We start from the raw sequence: 25974 nt of genomic DNA on the forward strand, positions 1-25974 counted from the left end.
GCCGAAATGGCCGCTTCTGTACTTGACGCAAATATAGCAATTCAAACGCCCCATACTTCATAGATACACCGAAATGACGGCTGCACCTCTTTCCCGATAAGGAACCTGCAAGTGAAAAGCCGGCCGGAATGAGTATAATATGAAGATGTTTTTTCAAAATATTAAATTTCAAATATTGTCGGTATTGTAGATAAATATTTTGCATTAATGTTTTTGAAAGAGTAAAAATTTTACAAAACTTAATAGACGTAAAATTTTGTTTGCCTAACTATCATTTTCACTCCTTAAAAATTCAATTATGAGAAAGAGCTTTACTTTAAGCTGTTTGTCCTTTCTGATGCTGCTCTCCGCAGCCAGCTTTGGACAAGAACTCAACCTAAAAGGGAAAGTGCAGTCTTCGGACGGAAATTTGCCCGGCGCCAGTATCCTCATCAAAGGGACCAGCCGCGGAAGCACAACCGATGCCGACGGACAATTCATGATCAGCGCTCCCTCCAATGCAACCCTGGTGGTTTCATTCATAGGCTACAAAACGCTTGAAGTGCCTGTGGGGTCCAGGACTACTTTTGACATTATGCTTGAACAGGACGCGACTCAGTTCAATGAAATCGTGGTGACTGCATTGGGTATTGCCCGCGAGAAAAAGGCGCTCGGCTACGCGGTGCAGGAAGTAAGCGGAAAAGCGCTGACCCAGGCGCGCGAGACTAACCTTGTGAATTCACTTTCAGGCCGGCTGGCCGGGGTACAGGTGACTAACTCCAACGGCGCCCCGGGATCTTCTTCCAGAATGATCATTCGCGGTGCGAGTTCAATCGGAAGCAACAACCAGCCACTTTTTGTGGTCGACGGTGTGCCGGTTGACAATAGCAATTTCGGATCGGGTACCGGTGTGGATTACGGTAATGCGGCTGCCTCCATTAACCCCGATGATGTAGAGTCAATCAGCGTACTGAAAGGCCCGAGTGCAGCTGCGCTTTATGGTTCTCGCGGAGCAAACGGAGTAGTACTGATTACCACCAAAAGCGGAAAAGGCACCAAGGGAATTGGTGTTTCCTTTAATACCAATACAGCATTCGAAAGTCCATTCAGACTACCTGAGTGGCAGAATGAATACGGACAAGGCGCAGGAGGTCAGTTCTCTTATGTGGATGGAAGAGGCGGCGGCAAGGGCGACGGGGTCGATGAAAGCTGGGGACCTAAGCTTGACGGCAGATTGCTCCCACAATTTGATTCTCCCATTGCCGCAGATGGTACACGGACCCCAACTCCTTGGATCGCACACCCGGACAATGTTGACAAATTCTTTGAAACCGGCAGAACGTATACGAATAGCGTTGCAGTTACCGGCGGGAATGAAACTGCTGATTTCCGACTGTCTTTTACCAATCTGAGCCAAACCGGTATCCTGCCTAACACGGACTACAAACGCCGCACTGTATCCTTAAATGCAGGCTGGAACCTGACCAAAAAACTTAGCGTGAGAGCGACCGGAAACTACGTTAAAGACGGAAGCGACAACCGGAACAATTTCGGTCTCTACTTCATCTGGTTTGGCCGCCAGGTGGATATGGACAAGCTTACTTCCTATAAAAAACCTGGCAGCATTTACCAATATAATTGGAATGATAACTACTGGACCAATCCTTACTATCTGCTGAATGAAAGTACGAGAGCAAATGAGAAAGACCGCCTGTATGGTAATTTTTCGGCTACATACAAGTTCACAGACTGGCTGACACTTACAGGTAGAAGCGGAACTGACTTTTATGAAGATCGCCGCAAAACCAAGGGCGCTGCCCGCCAGCCGGTAATTGGAACTTCCAACTTATTTGACAGCTACAATGAAGAGCAGATTTTTGTACGCGAATCGAACTCCGACTTTCTGCTTAATGCTACCCGCAAATTTGGCGAGTTCGACGTAACTGCTAATATTGGCGGCAACCACCGGACCAACTATGCGCAACGCAACTATATGGGAGCAACCGAGCTGGCCATTCCAAGAGTGTACAACTTCGGTAACTCCCGCCAGAAGTTGGTTGGTGAAAACAGCTACATCAAAAAGACAGTCAACAGCCTTTACGCATCTGCTAACCTGGGTTTTAGAAATTACCTGTTTGTAGACCTGACTGCCAGAAACGACTGGTCGAGCTCACTGCCTTCTGACAATCGTTCTTATTTTTATCCTTCTGCTGCTGTAAGTGCAATTATTACAGATATGTTCAATGTGAAATCCTCTGTACTTTCTTTTGCCAAAATCAGAGCAGGATTAGCACAGGTAGGTAACGATACTGATCCATACCGTCTGGTGAGTGCATATAAATATGAAAATGCATGGGGAAGTACGCCAAGCTTGTCGGAGAATAATTTGATGCTTAATGCAAATCTGAAACCGGAGATTACTTCGTCCTATGAGATTGGTACTGATATCAGATTGTGGCAAAACCGGGTTGGGATCGATGTTACTTATTACAGCAAGATCTCCAAAAACCAGATCCTGGACGTGAACATTTCCAATGCGACCGGGTTTGCTTCCAAATTATTGAATGCGGGAAAAATTAAAAATGCTGGTGTTGAGGTTCAACTGACTGCCACTCCTGTGAAGCTGAATAATTTTCAATGGGATATTGGTCTGAACTGGGCTAAAAACAACAACAAGATACTTTCGCTTGAAGGCAACCTGACCACTTATGCGCTGAATTCAAGCTATAATCCACTTACCCAGACGACCACCAACAATGCATTCCGTGGACTGGCGGTTGAAGCGCGGGTAGGTCAACCTTTCGGTACTTTCTTCGGAAAAGGGTTCCTGCGTGCTCCCGATGGGCAGATCGTGTATGATGAAAAGGGATATCCGATGATCGATCCGGTAAGCCGCGTGCTGGGAAGCTTCACTCCTGACTGGATCGGTGGAATTTCCAACACATTCACTTACAAACGCTTCTCATTAAGCACTTTGATAGACATTAAATCAGGTGGCGATATTTTCTCCCAATCTATCAACATCGGGCGCTACACCGGGGTTTTGAAGGAAACTACATTGGGTCGTGAAGAAGGTGTGATCGGAGCAGGCGTGGTTAATAAGGGTACTGCCGCCAGTCCTGAATATGTACCAAACGAAACGCGGATCTCTTCGGAAGAATACCACCACAAGTACTACCTGCTGACCAACAACGAGAACACCATTTTCGATGCCAGCTATGTAAAGCTGCGCGAAGTGAAGCTGACATATATGATCTCCGGCAAAGCCTTTAACAAACTGCCTTTCCGCGATATCGCTGTTTCAATTGTCGGACGTAACCTGGCTTTACTAAAAAGCAACCTTCCGCACATTGATCCTGAGACCAGCTATTACAATGACGGGAACCTGCAAGGCATAGAAAACGGCCAGATCCCTACAACAAGAACAATGGGTTTCAACATCAGCTTTAATTTATAAGCCAATTATTAACCGAATTGATATGAAAACGATTATAAATTCATTCATTTTCAGAGTTCTTCTTTCCGTCAGCTTACTGGGCTTTTCGAGCTGCACCGGAGAATTCGACGAAATCAACACCAACAATAACGGTGCATTCAACGCCACAGCCGACTTGTTCCTTCCTCACGGGATTCAGAGTGCAGTGGATATTTATTGGGGAGGTGCTCTCGGAATGGATGTGGGTGATGGTTTCTCTCAGCATTGGGCCAGAGTTCAGTATACCGACATTGATCAGTATACGGTTTCAAGCGACGTTTACACAGCCGGCTGGCAGGGACTATATACTGAATCGCTGGCCGATTACCAGCGCATTTACAAGATTGGTCAGGAAAGCGGCAATGTGAATTATCAGTCTGTCGCTATTATATTAAGGTCGTGGGCCTTCTCTTTGCTGACCGACATTTACGGGGATATTCCCTATAAAGACGCATTGCAAGGTCTGGAAGGCAATTTGCTACCTAAATATGACAGACAAAAAGATGTGTACGCAGCACTTTTGGTTGAACTAAAAACTGCTGGCGAGACGATCAATACGACTGACAATAACATGGCAATCACTGGCGACATTCTTTTTGGCAATGATCTTAACAGATGGAAAAAGTTTGCAAACACGCTTAGCCTGCGAATTCTCAGCAGGATGATTGACAAAGCAGATGCACCGGTTGACGTAAAGGCCGAAGTTACCCGGATTTTGAGCGATCCCGTGAAGTATCCGGTCATCACCTCGGTTTCTGAAAACATTCAGCTTAATTATCTGGACGTGACCAACAACCAGAACCCTGTGAATGTAAACCGCAAAACACGCGACGATCACCGCGTAAGTGCTACATTGGTTAATAAACTCAAAGCCTTGAATGATTCCAGGCTGCCTGTTTATGCCAACCTGTCTACGAAAAACCCGGCTTATGTGGGTGTGCCAAATGGACTATCCTCCTCAGAAGCAGGCGCATTGGGGCTGGAATTCACTTCACGTGTGGGCTCCTATTTCATCGCGCCTAACGCACCAGCTGTGATATTAAGCTATGCAGAACTGCTTTTTCTCAAAGCCGAATTTGCTTACAAAGGTATTGCAGCCGCCGGAGATGCCGCCAAGAATTATACAGATGCAATTACCGCTTCTCATGCGCAGTATAAACTCACAGTTGCTCCTGAATACTTGACAGCCAATGCGCTGAAAGCAGGAGCAGACGGTTTCACCCAGATCATGGAGCAAAAATGGATCGCATTGTACGGACAGGGATTGGAAGCCTGGACAGAATACCGCAGAACCGGCCTGCCTGCCTTGCAACCTCCTGTTTTGAACACGAACCAAAACGTCATTCCTACCAGAATGCCTTATCCCGGATCAGAGGAATCGTTGAATTTTGAGAACTTCAACGCAGCTCTTACTGCTCAGGGTGGAAAGAATGATATGAAAATGAAACTCTGGTTTGCCAAATAAGCATTTATACCTACGGCATTTAGTATGCCCGTAGAGGCTTTAAGTTCTTATACCTAAACAGTTTTGTTTGATAAAGACCCGGTCTGCACAGGCCGGGTCTTTTTTGCACCTGGAACTATGATTTCAATCATCGTATTGCTCTATTATTCATTTTATTGGCCCGATTATTCGGCACGAAAGAATTCCTTATTCCTAACACATGTTCTTTTGGTACGCTTGAAAACTTCATTTGTCGATGCATTAATATAATTCATCGAAGAAATAAATGTATTGGTCGAAGAATATTTTTTAAAAGGATAGGATCATCGATCTTCAATACATCAAATGCATTTTTTGTACATGCTACATTTCTATTTACACAAATAGAAATGTCCTTCGTATATATCAGCTTCTTATTTCGTAAATACTTAGTCAAAATGACCAAAGCATTTTTCAAACAGATTGTGACATGATTTGTTCAGCCTGCAATCTGAACACATAAGCAATTTCATATAAGCACAAATCGACATTGTTAAAAGAATACCTAGCAAAATACAATGTCAGAATTAAGGAATTAAGTATTCTAAATAGAATTGCCTAAAACAAAGCAACGTAATCGATCAACTTAAAGTGAAAAAACTCATTAAGACATGTTTCGCCATTCTTGTTTATTCACAGTTTTCGAGCTATTCAGCGGCTCAGGATCTGGCACAAAAACCTCCCAAGTGGGAAGTTGGCGTAGATCTGCACTCCCTCCTGTTCGACCGCCGTGAGCGGGCAATAATGTCTTCCGGATACAGTCTGATTATCAAGAGGCAATTTCAGGAAAACGCTCTTCGCTTTCGGCCAAATTTCGCACTGGAATACATGCCCAATCCCTCAGTGAAGGGTACAAATCAGCCAAGATCATATGACTTGTCTTTTGACCTTGGCTACGAGAGACAGCGGAAATCCAGGCGGTTTGTCCATTACTATGGTGTTGATTTTCGCCTAAAATTCATCAAAGTGAATAGCACGGTTGGAATTGGATTAAACGATTCCACTTCGACATTTACACAGGAGAAAGGACACACTTCTGGAATCGGAATAGCGCCTTTCATTGGGGGCAAGTACTTTATTACCGATCGAATTGCCATTTCCTTAGAAACGAGATGTATGTTGTCATATTTGAGAGTCCGAAGTAGTACTCAGCAAGTCAATATAGATAACCAACCGGTATCTCCCAAACTAGACGCCGCCAATACAAATGGAGTGAATTTCGATATACATCCCATCTCAGCCATTTTTATAAGTTACACTTTTTAACAGTCGCTATCTCTGTCCCTGCGCCAGCAACAGATCCAGCCGCCACTTGCGTATACTGATGCACGTACCCACCGGGCTGGAGTGGACCTTTACAAACCAACTCTCCAAGTGTTGCGGCGACTGCCTCTCCTGGTAATGCCCCTGCAACGATAAAAGTCGAAGCTAGAAGAAGTGATGGAACAACGAAAAAAAGCATCACTGTGAACATCACACCTCCGATGCCAACAAAGCCGACCATCAACTCTGGTGACATCCTATTATGTACTCCCCAAAACATCACTGCCTCCGCCACGAATGCGACCAACTATGAATGGAGTACAACAGGCGGTATAACGGCAAGCTCTCCTGGTGGGACAAGCACGGCATACATTACAGGCACCTCGGATGGCACGTTGAAGGTAAGATCATATTCGTCTGTTTGCGCAGCTTCAACAATAACGTTACTCAGCGAGAGCAGTGGGAAACAGGTAAAATCTATTAACACAATGCAGGAGTATTCAAATTCTGACTTCAAAGGCAGCAAAAAGATCGAAGTTGATGTTCGGGACCTGCCACGTGGCATCTATTATTTGCATATCTCAACAAAATCAGAGTCAAACAACGTCAAAATTCTACTTCAATAAACTGAATCCAGTGCGGTTTCGACTCAGCAGACCATTGTACAAAAAGAAACCGGTCAGCCTTGCGGCGCCAACCGGTTTTCTTTTTTGGTATTTATGTAAATCAAAATGCGATACCTAAGCCTGCGCCCACGTTTACAACACCGATGAACCGCTTTTCACTGACAGGTTCAGCAAATTCCAGAGTACCTCTTACCACCCGGATCGTCACATCATTGATCTCAGCTTCTGCACCGATTACATCCCCGCTCAACTGGAAAAATAAATTGCCTACAATCGGTAATCGTAAACTTGCGCCTCCTGCCAGCCCGAAAGCCGAAGTAGAAGCCGGTCTTAAATCAACAGTGATCGGTTCGCCGCCCGTTTGAGAAAGTCCTACCAGATTTACGGAAGGAGAATCTGCCCAGACTTTACCAACCTGACCATGTACCTCAATTTGTGCGCGGCCCATATTGATATAGAATGCCGGGCCGATCATCAATGCGTTCAGTTTCCATTTAGAAACTTTGGCATCCCAAAGGAAAGTTTCACCCAACACTTCTGCGTAATCGTTCGCTTTGTCCACAATCGGCTGAGAAATGGTGGTATTCAGGTTCATGCTCCCCGAGGCACGTAATCCAAAACCACGTGAAAGGCGGAAGTCGTAATTGGCTTGTCCGAAGTAACCCGAGCCCGTGAGCCCTGCAAACGGATCGTCCAGTTTTTCACGCGCCAGCTCACCTACCGGCAAGCTGTAACCGGCTGTTACAGAAAGAAAGCTCCTTGTATTTTGTCCGTAACTCCGGGTGCAAACCAATGCAAAAAACAGGATTGACAATGCGAAGTACCTGAGGGAAATCTTCATGAAATGTGGGCTTAAAAAGTAACAGAATGGCCGTTTGTAATGATTTTTCACTTATGCTAACATCAAACATAGGTCTTTTATTACATTTTTATTTCACCTACTTAGTTTGGGGAAATTTTATCAACACAATGTTATATAAATGGCCGCAGGAGCCTGCTTTTAGCCTTGGTATAAAAATGGTAAGAGTCTGTTCAAACTAAATCATTGAACCATGGACAGTCGAGAAACAGATAAAGAAGCAAGAGCTACCAAAAACACCAAGAACGTTTGGAAATGGATTCTCGGAGTAGGTATCGTGTTGATGGCAATCGCTTTTTGGGGAGGTTTTTTCAACCATGATGAAAACTTTCGGGAGTCTGACAACCCTTCCCAAAGTGCAGCAACATCGGACACGGTAGCGACAGACACCGCTAGCCAAATGTCTGCTGACACCGTAATGGAACACGTAAGAGGTACCGAATAGGTTATCGGATCAATGCTTCCCACAATATTTCAATGGGGTGCTTTGCTTTGCGCCCCGTGCCATCCTTGATCTGGTGGCGACAACTTGTCCCGGAAGCAGCTATGATGACGTCATCGGGTTGCTGCCGGACAGTTGGGAAAAGCACCAGTTCGCCGATCTGCATAGAAACATCGTAATGCTCTTCCTCATACCCAAATGATCCCGCCATTCCGCAGCAACCTGAAGGAATAAGCTGTGTCTGGAAGTTTTCGGGAAGCGATAGCATCTTTTTGGAAGCAGTTAAGGTTGATAATGCCTTTTGATGACAGTGCCCGTGCAGCTTGATAAGCTGCTTTTTTTGTGTAAAAACGGCCTTGTTAATGCGTTTTGCGTCCACTTCCCGGGCAATGAATTCTTCGAAGAGCAATGCGTTTTCAGCGATCCGCTGTGCATTGCTGCGCTCCTCTTCGGGAACAAGATCAATGTATTCATCCCTGAACGAAAGAATTGCCGAAGGTTCAATGCCGATCAGCGGCGTATCGTAGGTGATTTTGTCTTTTAACAAATTGACATTCTCAATCGCCAGCTTCTGCGCCTCTTTCACAAAACCTTTAGAAAGATAAGAGCGTCCCGATTCCGTATGTTTCGGGAAAATGACTTCATAGCCTAGCGCTTCCAGAAGCTCAACCGCCTTCTTGCCGATCTCTACATCATTATAGTTGGTAAACTCATCGCAAAACAGGTACACGGTACCGATCTGTTGCGCATTAACTGCCGGCTTCTTCCTTTTCTTCCACCATTGTGACAGCGTTTGCGAGGCCAGCGACGGCATACTGCGGTCAGGATGAAAGCCTACCATTTTATTGGCCACTTTCCGCAATGCAGGCTGACCAAATACGCCATTGAATGCCCAAGGGGCGATTGATGCTAATTTCATTTGTTTGGAGAAATTCGCAATCAGCTTACTCCGGGCCGGGATACTGTGACTTTCGTAATATTGCTGCGTGAATTCGGCCTTCATTTTACCAATATCCACACTCGACGGACATTCCGACTTACAGCCTTTGCACGAAAGGCAGAGATCGAGAATTTCCTTTACCATTTCCTGGCTGGCTTCTATTTTCTCCTTTTTGTCGGCTGGTGTAAAATACTGGCGAAGGATGTTGGCACGCGCCCTGGTAGTATCGCGCTCGCGGCGTGTCGCCATGTAGCTGGGGCACATGGTACCGCCCGTCAACTCGGTCTTGCGGCAATCGCCCGAACCGCTGCATTTCTCAGCAAGCCGGAGGATACCCTCCTGTTTACTGAAATCGAAAACGGTTTTGATCTCCGGCTGGGGTTTGTCCTGCTGATATCTCAGAAACTCATTCATAGGCGGGGTATCGACGATCTTGTTCGCATTGAAAATCCCTTCCGGATCCCAGATCCGCTTCACCTGCCTGAACATTTCGTATACTTCTTCCCCCATCATAAAAGGAATGAACTCGCCGCGCAACCGCCCGTCGCCGTGCTCTCCCGAAAGTGCGCCATTGTATTTCTTCACAAGCCTGGCAGTATCTGCCAGTACCTGTCTGAACAGTGCCTTTCCTTCAGAGGTTTTCAGATTGATCATCGGCTCCACGTGCAGCTCGCCGGCGCCTGCGTGTGCATAATATGAAGCGTGCAGGTTGTGTGAGCGCAGCAGCGACTCTACTTCTTCAATGTAGGCAGGTAAGTCTTCAACCGCCACGGCACAATCTTCGATCAGATTGACGGGCTGTGTGTCGCCGGGCAGGTTTCGGATTAGCCCCAAACCTGCTTTGCGGATATCCCAGGCTTTATTTGCATCATCTCCGAACAGAAGCGGATACGCATAACCCAGCTGCTGCTCGCGAAGCTGGCTTACCAATGCGCTGGCCTGGGCTTCTACGGCCCCCTCGTCGCTCCCCCAAAACTCCACCATCAGCATAGCCGCAGGGTCGCCTTGCATGAAAAACCGGTTTTGCGAATACACATTATGGTCTTTGGTAAAATCCATAATGTACTTATCCACCAGCTCGGAGGCTTTCGGATTGAATTTCATCGCCAGCTGGTTGGCATGAAGGGCTTCGGCGACGGAATTGGTATGAATGCAAACCACGCCGACTGCCGCCGGCGGAACATCGACCAATGCAAGCTTCGCCTCGGTTACAAAGCACAGGGTACCTTCCGAACCTGCGATCAGGTTGCAGAGATTGACGTTCCCGTGCTCAAAACTCCGCACAAGCGCGTCGAGCGCATAGCCCGAATTTCGTCTGGTTACTGTTGGTTTCGGAAACTGCTTTTTAATTAATTCCTGATCAACAGGATTGGATATCAACCCGAACATACCTGCCATAATAGCCTGCTCGCGTCCGTTCTTCGACTGCTTTTCGGCAATCTTTTTGGTAAAATCAGGTATTGTGTTATTTGTAAAAACGGCTTCCTCGCCGTCGGAAAGCAATGCATTAACTTCGAGCAGATTACCCCTTGTGTCTCCCCAGGTAACGGAATGCAGCCCGCAGGAATTATTCCCGATCATCCCTCCCACCATTGCGCGACTTGCCGTGGAAGTTTCGGGACCGAACAACAACCCGTAAGATGCGAGGTATTTGTTCAGGTCATCGCGGATCACGCCCGGCTGCACGCGCACCCATTTTTCCTCCTGGTTCACTTCCAGTATTTTGTTGAAATGCTTGGAGATATCTACCACAATTCCCTTCCCTACCACCTGCCCTGCCAGCGAAGTACCTGCCGCCCTGGGAATGAGGGTTACCTTATTTGTTTTTGCAAACTCGATCAATGCTTTGATATCCTGAACATTCCGCGGCAATGCTACCGCAACCGGCAACTCCTGGTAAACCGACGCATCTGTCGCGTAAATTGACTTTTGAGCTTTATGTAAGGTAGAATCATCGAAATACAGCTCGCCTTGAAACCGGGAGCGCAGCGCGTTGAACTGGAATTGGGAAACAGGACTCATAATGAACAGGCGAAAAATGCCTGGCTAAATTAAGGTACAAATGTTACTTATTGACCAGTAATCGAAAATTGCGCGGCTCCATTTGACAGAAGCCTTGCACAAAGGCGAAAATCCATTACGTATATTGGCACAATTTTTACACACGAATCTTACAAAAAACCGTCACTGATCGAGAACATGAAAAAAATTACATTACTGATACTCACACTATTCAGCTTCTCCGCCTTCGCTCAAAACACTGCTACCATTACCCTTACCGTTTCCAAGCAAGGACCCGTAAATGTCACGCTGATCAGCGAAGATGTTCACTTCCACCCCAATCTGGGCATCGGCCTGGCTGATGCTGAACTGGAACCTGTAATGGCGGTCAACTTTGCTGAAAAAGCCAGTGAGAAGGCAGTAATACAACTTAACAAACCCCAGATGATGCGCTTGCAATACAGCGGCAACAGGCTCAACAAGACGTGGATGCTGTTCATGCAGCCCGGCGACGACCTGACCATCAACTTTGCAGAAAACAATGACATTACATTCACAGGCAAGAATGCCAATTATCAGACTTTCCTGAAAAACTACTTTCTCGAAAACCAATATCAATACCTTCCTGTTTTCGGCTACAAACCCTCGCAGGTTGACAATAAAAGTGTGATCGCGCAAAGCGACAGTCTGAAAAAAGTACGACTGGAAGCTTACGAGAAATTCAAGACCGCCAATCCGGCAGTACCTGCATTTGAAGCCTACGTACTCGCAACAACCGCCACCGAGCCTGCCATTACGCGGAGACTGATACAGGAAAGAATTATGCGCCGCAACCGTGTCGCACAACTGGATGCCACGCAGCGGAAAGAGCTGGAAGATGCGACGCTTGCGGATTTCAAGATCATGCCCGACGACGCATTGCTGAGCCAGGCATACCGCGACGAGCTCCGCAACTGGGCGTTGATCCCGTCTACCCGAAAATATCCGCTCAATGCACAGACGCGTTATGAGATCAGCCCGGAAGCCTTGAAAGATGTGTATGCATTCAGTAAGGAACAACTGGCGCAGTATCCCAAACAGAAGGAGTACCTGCTTACTTACTGGCTCAACTACGCCGCAACCGCGATTCCGAATGTAGAAACTGCTAAAACACTGCTGGAAGATTACAAGACAACTTACCCGCAATCGGAGAACGGGACCTACATTGCTAAACTGATTGAAACCAAATCTTTATTGCAACCAGGCGCGCAGTTGGCGGATGTTACCCTGCTCGCACCCGATAGCAGCGCAGTTACCATTGCTTCTTTGCAGGGAAAACCGGTTTGCATGGTATTCTCTTTCAGCATTGGTCAGCACGAGCCCGGCCTGAAAGCTTTGGAAAATAAATACGGCGCAAAGGTGAATTTCGTCTATGTTTCAGTAGCGCCGGGTATTCCACTTTCAACCTGGAAGCAGTACGCCAAAGAGCGGCCGAATGTGAAGCATTTGTGGGCTTCTGACGAAAACATTGAAGTATTGAAAGACAAATACGCGATCGATATCCGCTATCCCTTTTTAGTCGCCGATGCTTCCGGCAAGATCATCAACCGCTGGATACCGCAGGAATTCCCGGCCAACAATACACTTGAAGCGGAATTGCAGAAAGTGGCGAAATAGACTTAAAAGCGCGGAGCAGTTCTCCGCGCTTTTTTTACGCAAAAACCCTGATACTATGCAGGGAGTCTACGTGCTGGTAATCGATCTGCAAATCGTAGTTATCGCAGATCTGCTTTACAATAGCGAGCCCTAACCCAAGAGACTCTGCTCCATTTGATTCTTTCTTAAACCTTTCAAAAAGCCGGTCGGGCGCGGCCTTCAATGCATTTCCCGTATTGCTGATAATGAAGAAGTCCTTACCGGCAGTTACCGTCAGCTGACCGTCGGGATAGTTGTGTTTGATTGCATTGCTGAGCAGATTCGTAACCAGGATATCTGCCAGTGCTGGCGAGATTATTTTGATGAACTTCCCGGTTTGCTCCGTTTTGACAGTAAGGTTTTTGTGAAGAATGATATCTTCGAAATCTTTCAGCCGCAGCAGGATTAATGCAGCCAGGTCCATTTCTTCCTGTTCGGTAAACTGCTGGTTTTCAATTTTGGCCAATAACAACAGCCCCTGATTCAAACGTGACATCCGCCGGGCTGCGTGGTAAATCTCCTCGATCCAGTGTGTTTGTCCCTCACTCAGGTCTTTGGATTGTATAAACTGCTCAACGCGTGCATTGATCAGCGCCAGCGGCGTCTGGATTTCGTGTGAGGCATTCTCTGTAAACTCCCGGAGGCTTTTATAATCGTGCTGCATTTTAGAAGACATTTTCAGCATAACCTCATTCAGCTCGTTGAACTCCGAAATTTCACTCGCGGAGAGTTCCAGCTTCTTGTTCCTGGTCCAGTCAAAATCCTTGATTTTGGCGAGTGAATCGTAAAATGGTCGCCATAACTTCCCGGAAAGACTACGCTGAAAAACGAACATACCGATCATCAGCAGCGCCAGGAATGTAATCATCGCAGCAGAAATCGCCTCAATCAGCTTGTACGATTCCACGATCGACTTTCTGATCGTAACGCGGTAAGGCGACCCGCCGATCATTGTATAGAAAGTGAGCTGCCGGAACGGGTCCATGCTTTCTTCATACCTGTTATAGATCAGCGTGTCAGTGAATGCGGTTTTATCTTGAATCTTAACAACAGGCACGACCTCAATCTTGTTTTCAACGAAATACGAGTTGTTGACCCAGGTATTATTGGAATGGATATAGGTTTCAAAATCCCTTTTCTCTACCATCAGCCGACTTTCCACTTCATCATAAATCATGAAAGTGATGATCCAGTAAAACGCAATTCCGACCGCCAGGTAAATAAACAGCGAGGCGAGCAGATAGATCCGGCTTGTCTTTTCAAGTAGTTTCAAGGAGCTGTGAATTTGTAGCCAATGCCGTAAATGGACTGAATGTAATCTTTTCCACCTTTCTCAATGATTTTCCGGCGGAGGTTTTTAATATGGGAGTATACCATATCGAGGGAATCAGAAGAATCCATGTGATCTCCCCACAAATGCTCCGCGATTGCTTCTTTTGTCAATGCAACATCAATATTCGACAGGAAATACAGCAGTAAATCGTATTCTTTTTTGGATAGCACGGTATCTTTTTCATTTACAAAAACCTTACGCGAAGGCAGCTGCACGCGGATTTCTTTCCAAACCATATCATTATTCCCGCCAAAGTTGCGCCTGCGGATCAGGGATTTGACACGCGCATTCAGTTCCGACAGGTGAAACGGTTTGGTCATATAATCGTCGGAGCCGATTTCCAGGCCCTTGATCTTGTCCTCCAATGTATTCCGCGCCGAAATAATGATGATACCGGTCGCAGCCGCTATTTTCTTTAATGTTTGTACAATGTTAAAACCGTCGCCGTCCGGCAATGTAAGATCCACAATGGTGCAATCGTATTGGTACAGGCTGATCTTTTCATCGGCTTGCCAAAAGGTATTTGCTACCTCGCACACGAAACCCTCCCTGGACAGATACTCCACAATGCTCTCGGCAAGTCCTTTTTCGTCTTCGACCACTAATACTTTCATCTCTAAGAATTGATCCGCCCCAAAAATAGCTTCCGATTCTGGAAACATTTAGGAAGATAATAATTTATCCCACAGATGCTTGTAACAGGGTTTTTCCCAAATGTTTCCAGAATTGGCCAATAGTTTTGACCAAAAATCATTAACCGGAAAGCAAGCACTCCTATGTACCGACACCGATTTAAAACAATTCCTGGCAAAGAGAAAGGCCGGCAGACTCCCGGGATCGCATTCTGCCTCACGTTACTGCTGGCTCTTTTTTGCATTGATACCCACGCGCAGCAAGTACGGTTGCAGGACCTTTTGGAAGAAAGTAAACAAAACTTCCCTTTTCTGCGATCCAAACAGGCCGAGATACGCAGTGCCGAAAACCGCATTAAGTCTGTCAAAACGGGCTATTTACCCGCATTGATCGTTCAGCATCAATACACTTTTGCGACTGATAACAGCGTCGCCGGTGCATTTTTACCAAACGAAGGAAGCGCTATTTCACCTTCTGGAGGTATCAGGCCCGAGAATATTTACACCGGCACATTCGGCAGTTTCACGACTGCGCTGGTCGACTGGCGGGTTTTTAATTTTGGTAAAATAAAAGCGGAAGTTAATGCAGCCAAAGCCGACCTCAGCCGGACGCAGGCTGACTATGAAAATGAGCTTTTCCAGCATCAGGTGCGGGTGATCGACTCCTATCTGGTTCTTTTAATTAATCAAAAATTAGTAGAAGCCCAGCGGCAGAATCTGCAACGGGCCACTGTTTTCAAGAATGTGACCGACGCAGCTGTAATTGCCGGAATGCGGCCGGGCGTGGATAGCTCGCTGGCCGCGGCCGAGTTTGCGAAAGCGCGGTTGCTTTTGCTGGAAAGTCAGCGTTCTGAAAAATCACAGCGACTCCGTCTCTCGGAACTGACAGGCGAACTGCGCGACAGTATCCAGGTGGATAGTATGGGATTTTATTCGAAGTTGCCCGTCACCGAGGGAGCGGAAACTGCATTTCTCAACAACCCTGCACTGCGGTTTTCGCAAGCGCAGCTTGGAGCCTCAGTAGCAAGAAGTCTGGCGGTTAAAAGATCGTTTTTACCTTCTGTTTCACTCACAGGCGCGGGCTGGGCCCGGGGATCAGGTATTTCCAATCAGGACGATTCCTATCACACCAGCTTTGCAAGCGGGACCAATTACCAGGTTTACAATTATTTATTCGGCATTTCCACACGCTGGAACCTGACCAATATTCTGAAAGTCAGAAACGATTATAAAACCGAGCAATTTCAGGTGGAGCGGTTCAAGGAAATTTACCAGACCCAAAAATTGCAGCTCGACCGCCAGTCACGCGAAGCTGAAATCCAACTGCAACTTTCCATGGAGCAAGCCCGCCTCACACCAGTCCAGCTGAATGCCGCCCAACGCGCATTCAACCAGGCCGAAGCCAGGTACCAAAGCGGCCTGACGGACCTTTTCACATTAGCCCAAAGCGTCAACGCACTAAACCGCGCCGAGGTCGACAAGTTTGTAACAAATGGAAATGTATGGCGCTCGCTGCTAATGAAAGCAGCCGCAGCGGGGGATTTGGGATTGTTTTTGAAGCAAATAGACAAGTAGCAATGGGGTTTTGTCACCCGCTTTGTCGCCCTGAGCGGACCGCCGGGCGGTAGAAGGGCTGGCACAACGCTACTATCCGGCAATAATGCCTTTGTCACCCTGAGCGCAGTCGAAGGGAATATGTGAGACGCATTGTGCAGAGCCCTTCGACTGCGCTCAGGGTGACAAGGGTAAGTTATCATGAAAACACATTGTACCAAGTGCTTTGACCGCCCGGCGGCCCGGTGCGCTCAGGGTGACAAAACATATAACTAAAAACATTAACATATTTCACGAGCTACCACTATGTATCAACTCATTCGAACCGCCCTGCGACAGCCCATATCCATTGTGGTGATTGTCATCGGCATTCTGTTCTTTTCTGTGCTGTCGATCCGCAGCATTCCTGTCGACATTTTCCCAAATCTGGATTTACCGACCATTTATGTGGTGCAGCCTTATGGCGGGATGGCGCCGGATCAGATGGACGGATTTATTGCCACGCGTTACCAGGATCACTTTCTGTACGTTTCGGGTATCCGGGATGTGGATGTGAAAACGATTCAGGGACTTTCGCTGATCAAACTTTCTTTTTATCCCGGAACAGATATGGCGCAGGCGGCGGCTGAGGTCGCGAATAATGTGTCGCGGGCCAAAGCGTATATGCCCGAGGGTACGGTACCGCCTCAGGTTGTGCGTTTTGATGCGAGCTCTGTGCCGATCGGGCAAATGGTATTTGAAAGTGCCTCGCGTTCATTGAATGAAATCCAGGATTTCGCTTCGTCCCGCGTGCGGCCGATGTTCAGCCGGATTGAAGGTGTTTCGAGTCCGCCGCCATTTGGAGGTAACCAGCGCACGATTGTGATCCGCGTGGATCCCGAGCGGATCCGGAGCTACCACATGACGCCGGAAGAAATCATCAAATCCATTATTACCAACAACCAGCCTTCGCCGGCGGGTAACATCCGAATGGGCGACCGGACCTTGATGACGCCCGTCAATTCCCTGATCAAAAAACCCGAAGATTTCCTCAATATCCCGATCCGCGTTGGCGCGGGGCCGACGGTGTTTATCCGCGATGTAGGTACCGTGGAAGATGGCGCTGACGTGACGGTGAGTTATGCATTGATCAATGGCCGCCGTGCGGTTTATATTCCGGTTGTCAAGAAGTCAGACGCTTCCACATTGGATGTAGTGAACAATATCCGCGCTGCATTGCCCCAGCTGCGCAATGCGGTGCCGGAAGATGTGAAGATATCCTATGAATTCGACCAGTCTGTATATGTGACCAACTCGCTGAAAAGTCTGATCACGGAAGGTATCCTCGGTGCATTGCTCACCGGGTTAATGGTACTGCTCTTCCTCCGCGACTGGCGCAGTGTGATCATCGTAATTGTGACCATCCCGATCTCTATTTTGTCCGCAGTGATCTTGATGAACCTGTTTGGACAAACAATCAACATCATGACTTTGAGCGGGCTTGCATTGGCGATTGGTGTATTAGTCGACCAGGCTACGGTTACCATTGAAAATATCCACCAGCACCAGGAAATGGGCAAACCCAAGGAACAGGCGATCTGGGATGCCTGTAAGGAAATTGCATTTCCAGAATTCCTGATCCTGCTGGCTATATTGGCTGTTTTTGCGCCTTCATTTGTCATGAGCGGCATTCCGAGATCGATGTTTTTACCCCTTTCGCTGGCGGTAGGATTTGCGATGATCGCTTCGTTTTTGCTATCCCAAACATTGGTACCGGTACTGGCCAACTGGCTTTTGAAAGATCACCCGCACCACGAGGCGCCTACGCTGGCGCTGGATAGCCAGGAAGTTTCAGATGTGATTGAAGAAGGTGCGCATCCTTCCCTGCCGCCTACGGGTTTTGAGAAATTTAAACTGAAATACCTGGGCCTTTTGTCGGGTATCATGAACCGCGGCAAGCTCGTTGTGCCGGTCTATCTGGTAGGAACTGTGTTGCTCATCGTCGGCGGATTTTTGCTGATCGGTACTGATATTTTACCAAAAGCCAACAGTCACCAGTTTCAAATGCGCCTGCGCGTGCCCGACGGAACGCGGGTGGAACGTACGGAACAGGCTACATTGAAGGTACTCAACCTGATCAAATCGGAAGTGGGTAAAGAACACGTGGAAATCTCCTCGGCTTACGTCGGTACGGTGCCTTCCAGTTACGGTACTTCCAATATTTTCGTGTTCAACAGCGGGCCGCACGAGGCAGTATTACAGGTTTCGCTCCATGAAGATTTTCCGGTGCGAATGGATGCATTGAAGGAAAAGCTGCGTGAAAGAATTGGGAAAGAAATCCCAAACCTGGCTATTTCCTTCGAACCTATTGAGCTGGTTGACAAGATCATGAGTCAGGGTGCCTCCACGCCGATCGAGGTAAGTGTGGCTGCCAAAGACGTGGAAGAAGCAGGAAGATTTGCCAAAAAGATCCGGAAAGAAATGCAGCAGATCGCATTCCTCCGCGATGTTCAGATCGCCCAGCCGCTTCAATATCCGGTTCTGGATGTAAAAATTGACAGGGAACGCGCGGGTCAGCTGGGTATTACCTCCACGCAGGTAGCGAGATCTATGGTCGCTGCTACATCTTCCAGCCGTTTCACGGATAAAAACCTTTGGCTTGATGATTCAAAAGGATTGGCGTACCAGGTACAGGTGCAGATCCCGGAATATCAGATGACCTCAGTTGAAGATATTGGAACAATACCTTTGAAAACCGGTGTAAGTAACCCGCTGCTGGCCGACGTAGCTACATTTTCTGAAAAGACGGCGCCCGGCGAATACGACCGCGCAGGCCCGAACAGGTTAGTAACCGTGACTGCAAACATTCACCAAAAAGACCTCGGTGCAGCTTCTGCGGCTGTGCAGCAGGCGATCAAGAATGCAGGCGAGCCGCCGCGTGGTGTTCTGGTTGAATTGAAAGGCCAGTCTGACCTACTTACAGAAACGCTTACCAGCCTGCAAACCGGTCTGCTGATCGCGGTGGTAATCATGTTCCTGCTGCTTGCGGCGACTTACCAGTCTTTCAAACTTTCGCTGGTGGTTTTATCCACCATTCCTGCGGTGGTAGTAGGATCGATCGGGCTGCTATTGCTTACCGGCGCGACGCTGAACCTGCAATCTTATATGGGACTGATCATGTCGGTTGGGGTGTCCGTTGCGAATGCGATTCTGATGGTGACCAATGCGGAGAACCTGCGACTGAAATTGCAGGATGCCCGCCAGGCAGTTGTACTCGCAGCCGGCTCCCGGATCCGCCCGATTCTCATGACGAGTATCGCGATGATCGCGGGTATGGTGCCGATGGCGTCGGGTATGGGTGAAGGCGGCGACCAGATCGCGCCGCTAGGACAGGCGGTGATCGGAGGTTTGATCGCCTCCACGCTGGCTTCCCTGTTAATCCTGCCGGCCGTTTTCACGATGGTGCAGCGCAAGGCTTCCGTTCTTTCCGTGTCCCTTGATCCGGAAGATCCTGAGAGTAATTTTTTCCGTAAAAAACTTCAAACATCCATTTCCATGAATACCCTGAAATCCCTTCTTATCATTCTGACGGTTACGATTGGAATGAGTGCGTGCAGTTCCGAGGCTGAAACGAGTAAAAAACACGAACAAAAAGCGGAACAACCTGCTGCTGTGGAACTTGCAGAGGTACAAAGTTTGAAACCGGCCAAGCAAATTGCATTGCCCGGCGAGCTGAAAGCCTGGAACAAAGTGAGCATTTACCCGAAAGTGAAAGGCTTTGTAAAAACAGTGAATGCAGACCGCGGAACAATGGTGCGGAAAGGACAGGTACTGGCGGTACTCGAAGCGCCTGAGATATTGGCAGAGCTCAGCCAGGCCAAAGCACAGGTGATCGCAGCCGAAGCGAATTTGCACGAGGTAACTACCAAATTCCAAACCAGCGCATTGACTTACAGCCGGTTATTAAGAACCAACAAAACAGAAGGCGCAGTTTCACTCAATGAACTCGATCTGGCAAAAGCTAGGGTATTGACCGACAGCTCGGCGACTGCTGTAGCAAAAGGGAATGTACAGGCGGCGAAATCGTTTATGGAAACGAAAGCAGAATTGGCCAGGTACCTGACTGTGACAGCCCCATTCGACGGGATTGTGACCGAGCGGAATGTTAGTCCGGGCGCATTGGTAGGGCCGGGTGAAAGTGCGGCAAAGCCGCTATTTATGCTCGAAGACAACACCAAACTGCGACTTACACTGGCTATTCCGGAAAATCTGTCGAGCGCAGTTCCTTCAAAAGGCGAGGTGAAATTTACCGTTTCGGCCAGTCCGGAGAAAAAGTATACAGCAGTTTATGCCCGTAGCTCGCGGACTTTATCTGAGGAAAACCGCTCAATGATCACGGAATTTGACTTTAACAATAAATCAAATGAACTCAAAGCAGGAATGTACGCGCAGGTTTTGCTTAATACCGAACGCACTTCCAATACGCTCTTTGTCCCTGTCACTTCGGTTGTCAATTCCAGCGAACAGGTATTTGTGATCCGCGATAAAAACAAGAAAGCGGAGTGGGTGCCTGTAAAAAGAGGAGTTGTAGTCGATACGCTGGTAGAGGTATTCGGCGACCTGCATGCGGGTGATCAGATTGTGAAGAAAGCTTCGGAAGAGTATCGGAATGGGGAGAGTTTGTAGGGTGACAAACAAAAGGTTAGGGTCATCAGAGAAAAAGCCGCTTCCGCGGCTTTTTCTCTGATATTAAAACTTGAAACCTTACTTCCTGCTATACGTATCCTGCGTGGCTTGCGGGAAGGTTCTCAGGATATCGGACATGGTGTTTTTAACCATGCTTTCGCGATCTTCTTTTTTGGTTGGTGCTTTTACCTTACCGGAAGCCCAGCCTTGCCAGATCATTCTGTCGCTGTTTTTCTGATAAATATTAAGGATAAAGCGGCTTTCCTGGTAATTGTAGGTTGAGATGTTATTTCCACCGCCGTACCACCACATATATGGCGAGTACATGTTGTTGGAACGTACCTGCTGACGGTCTTTTACGTCTGTCATAAATCTGACAATCAGTTCAGGGCTCTGCTGGTCGTACTTATAACCCTTGGACTCCATTACCTCTTTCACTGCATCACCCAGTCGTCTTCTGTTCAACTCACTCCCTAGCAGAGGGTCATTCTCAATGTTATGTTCTGCCTCTACTTTGAAGGTTTTGAATTGCTTTAAATTAACTGATGAATCGTAGTCGTAACTGACCTGAAGGGCCTGGCTGCACGCCATAATCAGAACTCCCGCCACAACCGCAACACCTGCGGATTTCATCAACTTCACTATGGTTTTCATCTTCAATTGAACGTTTGGTTTAACTAATATATCTGACAGTTCCCGAGGGTAAAAGGTTTAAAATGATCGGAAAACAATGTATAAACTCATTTTTTTACAAAATGGTATGCGTGCATATAAATTTCATTACAGTAACAAAAAAACGCCCGGATTTAGCCGGGCGCGTTGCACTGGGAAGTATTTGGGGACCACAAACTTTTAATTTAAACTAAACGGTTTTATAGTCAGGATGAACGTAGGGTGAACGGTAGGCGCGGGCGAGTAGGCCGGTAGCTTCTCTGTCTCCCACAATTTCGCGTTTTACAGGATCATAAACAAGAGGCCTGCCGGTTTTCATGGAGAGATTTGCGAGAATACAGCTGGCTGTAGAAATATGTCCTTCTTCAATGTCGGCCACCGGTCTGCTGTTATTATCAATCGCACTCAGAAAGTCGAGCATGTGAAGCCGCGTGGCAGGCGCTGCATTCAGCTCGATTTTTTCTTCCTTGATATCCTCTGGATATTTCTCTTTTTCATAGACCACATCCTTATGGATTTTCTCGCCTTTGCCTTGCGGGATAAAATCGTACGACATGGTACTTGCCCAGAGCGTGCCTTTTTCACCATACAAAGTAAATGACCACGGATAATCGGGATTGTTGGGAGTACCCCAGGTGCGGTGCTGCCATACACAGTTCAATTCATCGTATTCAAAAATGGCGGACTGTGTATCCGAGATATTGGACTTACCTTCTTTTTGTACGTAAATGCCGCCTGTTGAGCTGATCTTTTTAGGCCAGCCGAGTTTCAGCATCCAGCGCACGGTATCAAACATGTGTACGCACATATCACCGGTAATGCCGTTTCCATACTCCATAAATGTACGCCACCAGCGAACGTGCGGTATTCCATCGTACGGTCTGAGCGGTGCGGGACCAGTCCATTTTTCATAATCAAGAAACGCCGGAACTGCTTCTACTGGCGGATTACCATTGTTGCGCATGTGGTAATAGCAGCACATTTCAACATGAGAAATTTTGCCCAGAAGGCCGGCATCAACAATATTCTTCTTGGCGTCGATTAAATGCGGCGTGCTCTTGCGCTGCGTTCCTACCTGCACTACTTTCTTGTATTTGCGTGCCGCGGCCACCATTGCCTCCCCTTCCATCACATCTACACTGATTGGTTTCTGCACATATACGTGCGCCCCGGCTTTCACTGCGTCGATCATTTGCAATGCATGCCAGTGATCGGGCGTGCCGATGAGGACAATATCCATTTCGTTTTCTGCCTGCATTTTCTGGTAGTCGCCATACAGTTTTGGCACTTTACCCGATTTCTGCCGCTGACTTACCAGCTTACCCGCTTCATTCAACTGGTTTTTATCTACATCACAAAGTGCGAGCACTTCCACGGGCGCAACCTGGATCAACCTGAACAAATCGCTTTTCCCGTACCAGCCTGTTCCGATCAGTCCTACGCGTAAGGTTTTGGCGGGATTGATCAGGTCCATTCCTCTTGCTCCAAAAGTAGAAAGCGCCAGCGCCGCCGTCGCACCATGCAAAAAGCTGCGCCGGTTGATATTGAAAGTGTTCATGCAGAATTTTTATTTGTTCAAATCCAAAACTATGCTCCTAAAAGTACTGGCAGGACTTGATTTTACTTGATCCACATCCGGCTTGTTACCATTTACAGGATCTGACGTCTAATAGAATAGTATCCAAATTTTCTATGAAGTCAGAATCTTACTTGCTAACACACGATGAATCGTGCTGCTATTTTGAATTTTTAAGTGAAGGGAAACAGAAGGAAGATCGAAAGGTTGTGTTGTACTCCTTGATGGATAATTGCAATAAGTATAACTTATGTCTGGGGCATGTTCTTCCTAATGGCGAATTATGTGACTTAACAGTCAGCAACAACGGAGATATGGAGAAGATTATCTCGACTGTTATTAAAACGATATCAGTTTTCCTGAATAAGGATCCGTCTCGATCCATCTATTTACAGGCAGCACTCCTGTGAGGACCAGGCTATACAGAGCGATAATTAGTCGAGAATTTCGTGAAGCAAGAAAATATTATGAGATTTATGGGGTCGGGCAAATGGATAAAGAACCCTTTAGCCCGAATACTAACTATGTAGGTTTTCTTATAACACTTAAACGCACATTAAAATGAACACCATTGATAAATCTAAACGAAGAATCCCCAGGGAAGTAATTACCTACCCTACGCTTGAAGCCTTTGTTGAGGCAAAGCTGAAAATAGTCCGCGAGCAGCTAAAAAATGTAGATTTTTCACTCCTTGAAAAAGACAAAAAATAACCTACTTCAAAAACTCCCCCACATTCTCCTTCGTCACAAGCTGAAAAGGAATTAAAGCCTCCTTTTCAAAAGCTTCCTTTTTTGCTGCTTTTACAGCGGTTTCAATTGCTTTGCTGCCTTGTTCTCTGGCGTTTTGGAAGACGGTCGCGTCTAATGTGCCTTTTTTGACGGCTTGCAATGCGTCAGGGATTGCGTCTACACTTACTACAATAACTTTATTTTTGATGCCGGCTGCTTCCAGTGCCTTTACCGCCCCCATTCCCATTTCATCGTTATGCGCAAAAATCGCGTTGATCTGTGAACCGTAAGATTGAATCCAGTTTTCGGTCAGAGACATTCCCTTGGCGCGGTCCCATTCGCCGGTTTGCTCCGCGAGCAGCTTCAAGCCCGGATTTGCTTTCAGGATTTCTTTTGCTCCATTATCTCTTTTCAGCTGCGCAGCCTGACCCATAAATCCATGCATCATCAGGATATTCCCTTTTCCACCCAGCTTTTTCGCCAGATATCGCATCGCAATCCGGGCGGATTCAGTATCATCGGAGCCTACGAATGCGGTTGGTTTAGCAGAGGTTTCCGAATTCACATTAATGATCGGGATATTGGCATTCATTGCCAGTTTGACCGCCGGCGAGCTGGCTTCTACCTCACAAGGATTCATTATAATTGCATCAACGCCCTGTGCAATAAAGCTTTCCACCTGCTCTACCTGCTTCAAAGCCGAACGTTCCGCGTCGACGGTGATCAACTCCACGCCGAGCTCCTTGGCCTTCGCCTCCATCTCGTCACTCACATTGACAATAAACTCATTCTGCATACTCAGCATAGTAGCGCCGATGACCAGCTTCTCACCGGAAGATTCGCCCGAACTTCCATCCTGAGATTGATTACACCCTGAAAAAAGAACAGTGGCGATGAGAGCGGCAAAAATTAAGTTGGTTTTCATAGGTACTTCGGCTATCGGCTTTCAAAATAAAATTTACTAAATACATTTTCCCTCCTCCATCCTCCCTTTCCTCCTTTCTCCTTAAAATCAATCCTTCTTCCCGAAACCATCCAGCACCACCGCACCAATGATGATCACGCCCATTACTACCTGCTGGTAATAGGAAGTCACATTCAGCAAATCCAGACTGTTACTGATCACACCGATCAGCAATGCACCGATCAGTGTGCCCGTCATCGTACCGGTTCCTCCCGAGGTACTTGTACCGCCGATAATCGCTGCTGCAATTGCATCGAGTTCAAACCCGGCACCTGCATTTGGCTGACCAGTTGTGATCCGGGCTGTAAGTAAAATCCCGCCCATTGCCGATAGTATCCCGCAGATCGTGTAAACCCACATTTTCACATTCCCGACACGAATTCCGGAAGCACGCGCGGCTGACTCGTTTCCACCCACCGCGTACATATATCTGCCCAAAACAGTCTTGTTTAAAATCACCGTGCAGACTATGAATGCGACGATCAGGATAATGATCGGAAATGGAATACCAAAAACATTTCCCCCGCCAATGAAGTTGAATGTATCTGACAAATTCGAAACCGGTCTGCCTTTACTGATGATCAAAGCCAGTCCGCGGCCGATCGTCATAGTACCCAAGGTTACGATAAATGGCGGCACTTTGCTTTTCGTAATTACCAATCCATTGAATGCGCCGAAAAGCAATCCGCTGCCAATTCCGGCTAGCAAAGGAACCGCAAGCGGATAAGTATCCGGATGTGCGAAAGTGGCCGCGACTACGCCGGTGACCGCCACCATCGATCCCAAAGACAAATCGATTCCGCCAGTAATAATCACAAACGTCACCCCGAATGCCAGCAGCGCATTGATCGAAACCTGCGTACCGATAATCAGCAAATTGGAAACCGTAAAAAACCGCGGGGTACTGAATGCCAGCACAACGCAGAGAATGAGAAACGCCAGGTAAATGCCGTACTGGCCGACTTTGGTGAAACGAAAATTTTGAGTCGAAAGCATAGGGTAACTTCGGCTTTCGGCAGTCAGCCGTCGGCTTTTTAGTGTTTTTATATGTTAATTTTATACGGATGAATATCAAAAGCTAACGGCTAACAGCCAAAAAAAGCCGAA

The 25974-nt window shown here is 47.3% G+C and carries 15 protein-coding genes and 1 pseudogene; 8 read left to right on the plus strand and 8 right to left on the minus strand.

The annotated features are described in order from the left end of the window. Positions 1-298: 298 nt before the first annotated feature. Entirely contained in the window at positions 299-3436 is a 3138-nt protein-coding gene (locus ASG33_RS23855) for a SusC/RagA family TonB-linked outer membrane protein (protein WP_056291475.1), read from the plus strand. A gap of 22 nt (positions 3437-3458) precedes the next feature. Beyond that, positions 3459-4919 carry a SusD/RagB family nutrient-binding outer membrane lipoprotein gene (locus tag ASG33_RS23860; protein WP_056291477.1) on the plus strand — a complete coding sequence of 487 codons (1461 nt, stop codon included), beginning with the start codon at positions 3459-3461 and terminating at the stop codon, positions 4917-4919. Positions 4920-6926: 2007 nt separating this feature from the next. On the opposite strand, the gene ASG33_RS23880 is transcribed toward ASG33_RS23860, so the two are convergent. Further along, complete coding sequence (locus ASG33_RS23880) at positions 6927-7667, minus strand: hypothetical protein (protein ID WP_056291482.1); 741 nt, start codon at positions 7665-7667, stop codon at positions 6927-6929. A gap of 211 nt (positions 7668-7878) precedes the next feature. Here ASG33_RS23880 and ASG33_RS23885 point away from each other — a divergent pair, with 211 nt between their 5' ends. After that, complete coding sequence (locus ASG33_RS23885; RefSeq protein ID WP_056291484.1) at positions 7879-8130, plus strand: YrdB family protein; 252 nt, start codon at positions 7879-7881, stop codon at positions 8128-8130. A gap of 1 nt (position 8131) precedes the next feature. On the opposite strand, the gene ASG33_RS23890 is transcribed toward ASG33_RS23885, so the two are convergent. After that, positions 8132-11089 (minus strand): FAD-binding and (Fe-S)-binding domain-containing protein, encoded by a 2958-nt coding sequence (locus tag ASG33_RS23890; RefSeq protein WP_056291486.1) that lies wholly within the window; start codon positions 11087-11089, stop codon positions 8132-8134. A 177-nt stretch (positions 11090-11266) separates the two neighbouring features. On the opposite strand from ASG33_RS23890, the gene ASG33_RS23895 reads away from it, so the two are divergent. Beyond that, positions 11267-12724 (plus strand): hypothetical protein, encoded by a 1458-nt coding sequence (locus ASG33_RS23895; RefSeq protein WP_056291488.1) that lies wholly within the window; start codon positions 11267-11269, stop codon positions 12722-12724. 34 nt (positions 12725-12758) lie between these two features. On the opposite strand, the gene ASG33_RS23900 is transcribed toward ASG33_RS23895, so the two are convergent. Both ASG33_RS23900 and ASG33_RS23905 read right to left on the minus strand, forming a co-directional pair. Next, complete coding sequence (locus ASG33_RS23900; RefSeq protein ID WP_056291489.1) at positions 12759-14015, minus strand: HAMP domain-containing sensor histidine kinase; 1257 nt, start codon at positions 14013-14015, stop codon at positions 12759-12761. Beyond that, positions 14012-14689 carry a response regulator transcription factor gene (locus ASG33_RS23905; RefSeq protein WP_056291491.1) on the minus strand — a complete coding sequence of 226 codons (678 nt, stop codon included), beginning with the start codon at positions 14687-14689 and terminating at the stop codon, positions 14012-14014. Before ASG33_RS23905 ends, ASG33_RS23900 begins: the two co-directional genes overlap by 4 nt. A 162-nt stretch (positions 14690-14851) precedes the next feature. On the opposite strand from ASG33_RS23905, the gene ASG33_RS23910 reads away from it, so the two are divergent. Further along, positions 14852-16282, plus strand: a complete 1431-nt coding sequence (locus ASG33_RS23910) for a TolC family protein (protein ID WP_082489391.1) — start codon at positions 14852-14854, stop codon at positions 16280-16282. 285 nt (positions 16283-16567) lie between these two features. Then, the gene (locus ASG33_RS23915) at positions 16568-20926 is read left to right on the plus strand and encodes an efflux RND transporter permease subunit (protein ID WP_056291493.1); all 4359 of its coding nucleotides are present in this window, start codon (positions 16568-16570) and stop codon (positions 20924-20926) included. 78 nt (positions 20927-21004) lie between these two features. Here ASG33_RS23915 and ASG33_RS23920 read toward each other — a convergent pair whose 3' ends face one another. Then, on the minus strand, positions 21005-21580 hold the full coding sequence (locus ASG33_RS23920) for a DUF4136 domain-containing protein (RefSeq protein ID WP_056291494.1): 576 nt from the start codon (positions 21578-21580) through the stop codon (positions 21005-21007). 208 nt (positions 21581-21788) lie between these two features. Next, entirely contained in the window at positions 21789-23156 is a 1368-nt protein-coding gene (locus ASG33_RS23925; RefSeq protein ID WP_056291496.1) for a Gfo/Idh/MocA family protein, read from the minus strand. 134 nt (positions 23157-23290) lie between these two features. On the opposite strand from ASG33_RS23925, the pseudogene ASG33_RS26340 reads away from it, so the two are divergent. Continuing rightward, positions 23291-23739: pseudogene (locus tag ASG33_RS26340) on the plus strand (DUF6934 family protein). Next, complete coding sequence (locus ASG33_RS25855) at positions 23736-23885, plus strand: hypothetical protein (RefSeq protein ID WP_157474937.1); 150 nt, start codon at positions 23736-23738, stop codon at positions 23883-23885. The pseudogene ASG33_RS26340 and the gene ASG33_RS25855 overlap by 4 nt, the downstream one beginning before the upstream one ends. Position 23886: 1 nt before the next feature. Here the strand turns inward: ASG33_RS25855 and ASG33_RS23935 are convergent, their stop codons facing one another. After that, positions 23887-24828 carry a sugar ABC transporter substrate-binding protein gene (locus ASG33_RS23935; protein WP_056291499.1) on the minus strand — a complete coding sequence of 314 codons (942 nt, stop codon included), beginning with the start codon at positions 24826-24828 and terminating at the stop codon, positions 23887-23889. Positions 24829-24915: 87 nt separating this feature from the next. Beyond that, a complete protein-coding gene (locus ASG33_RS23940; protein ID WP_056291501.1) occupies positions 24916-25863 on the minus strand; it encodes an ABC transporter permease in 948 nt (315 codons plus the stop codon). Positions 25864-25974: the final 111 nt, after the last annotated feature.

This window comes from Dyadobacter sp. Leaf189, assembly GCF_001424405.1.
Taxonomy (GTDB): Bacteria; Bacteroidota; Bacteroidia; order Cytophagales; family Spirosomataceae; genus Dyadobacter.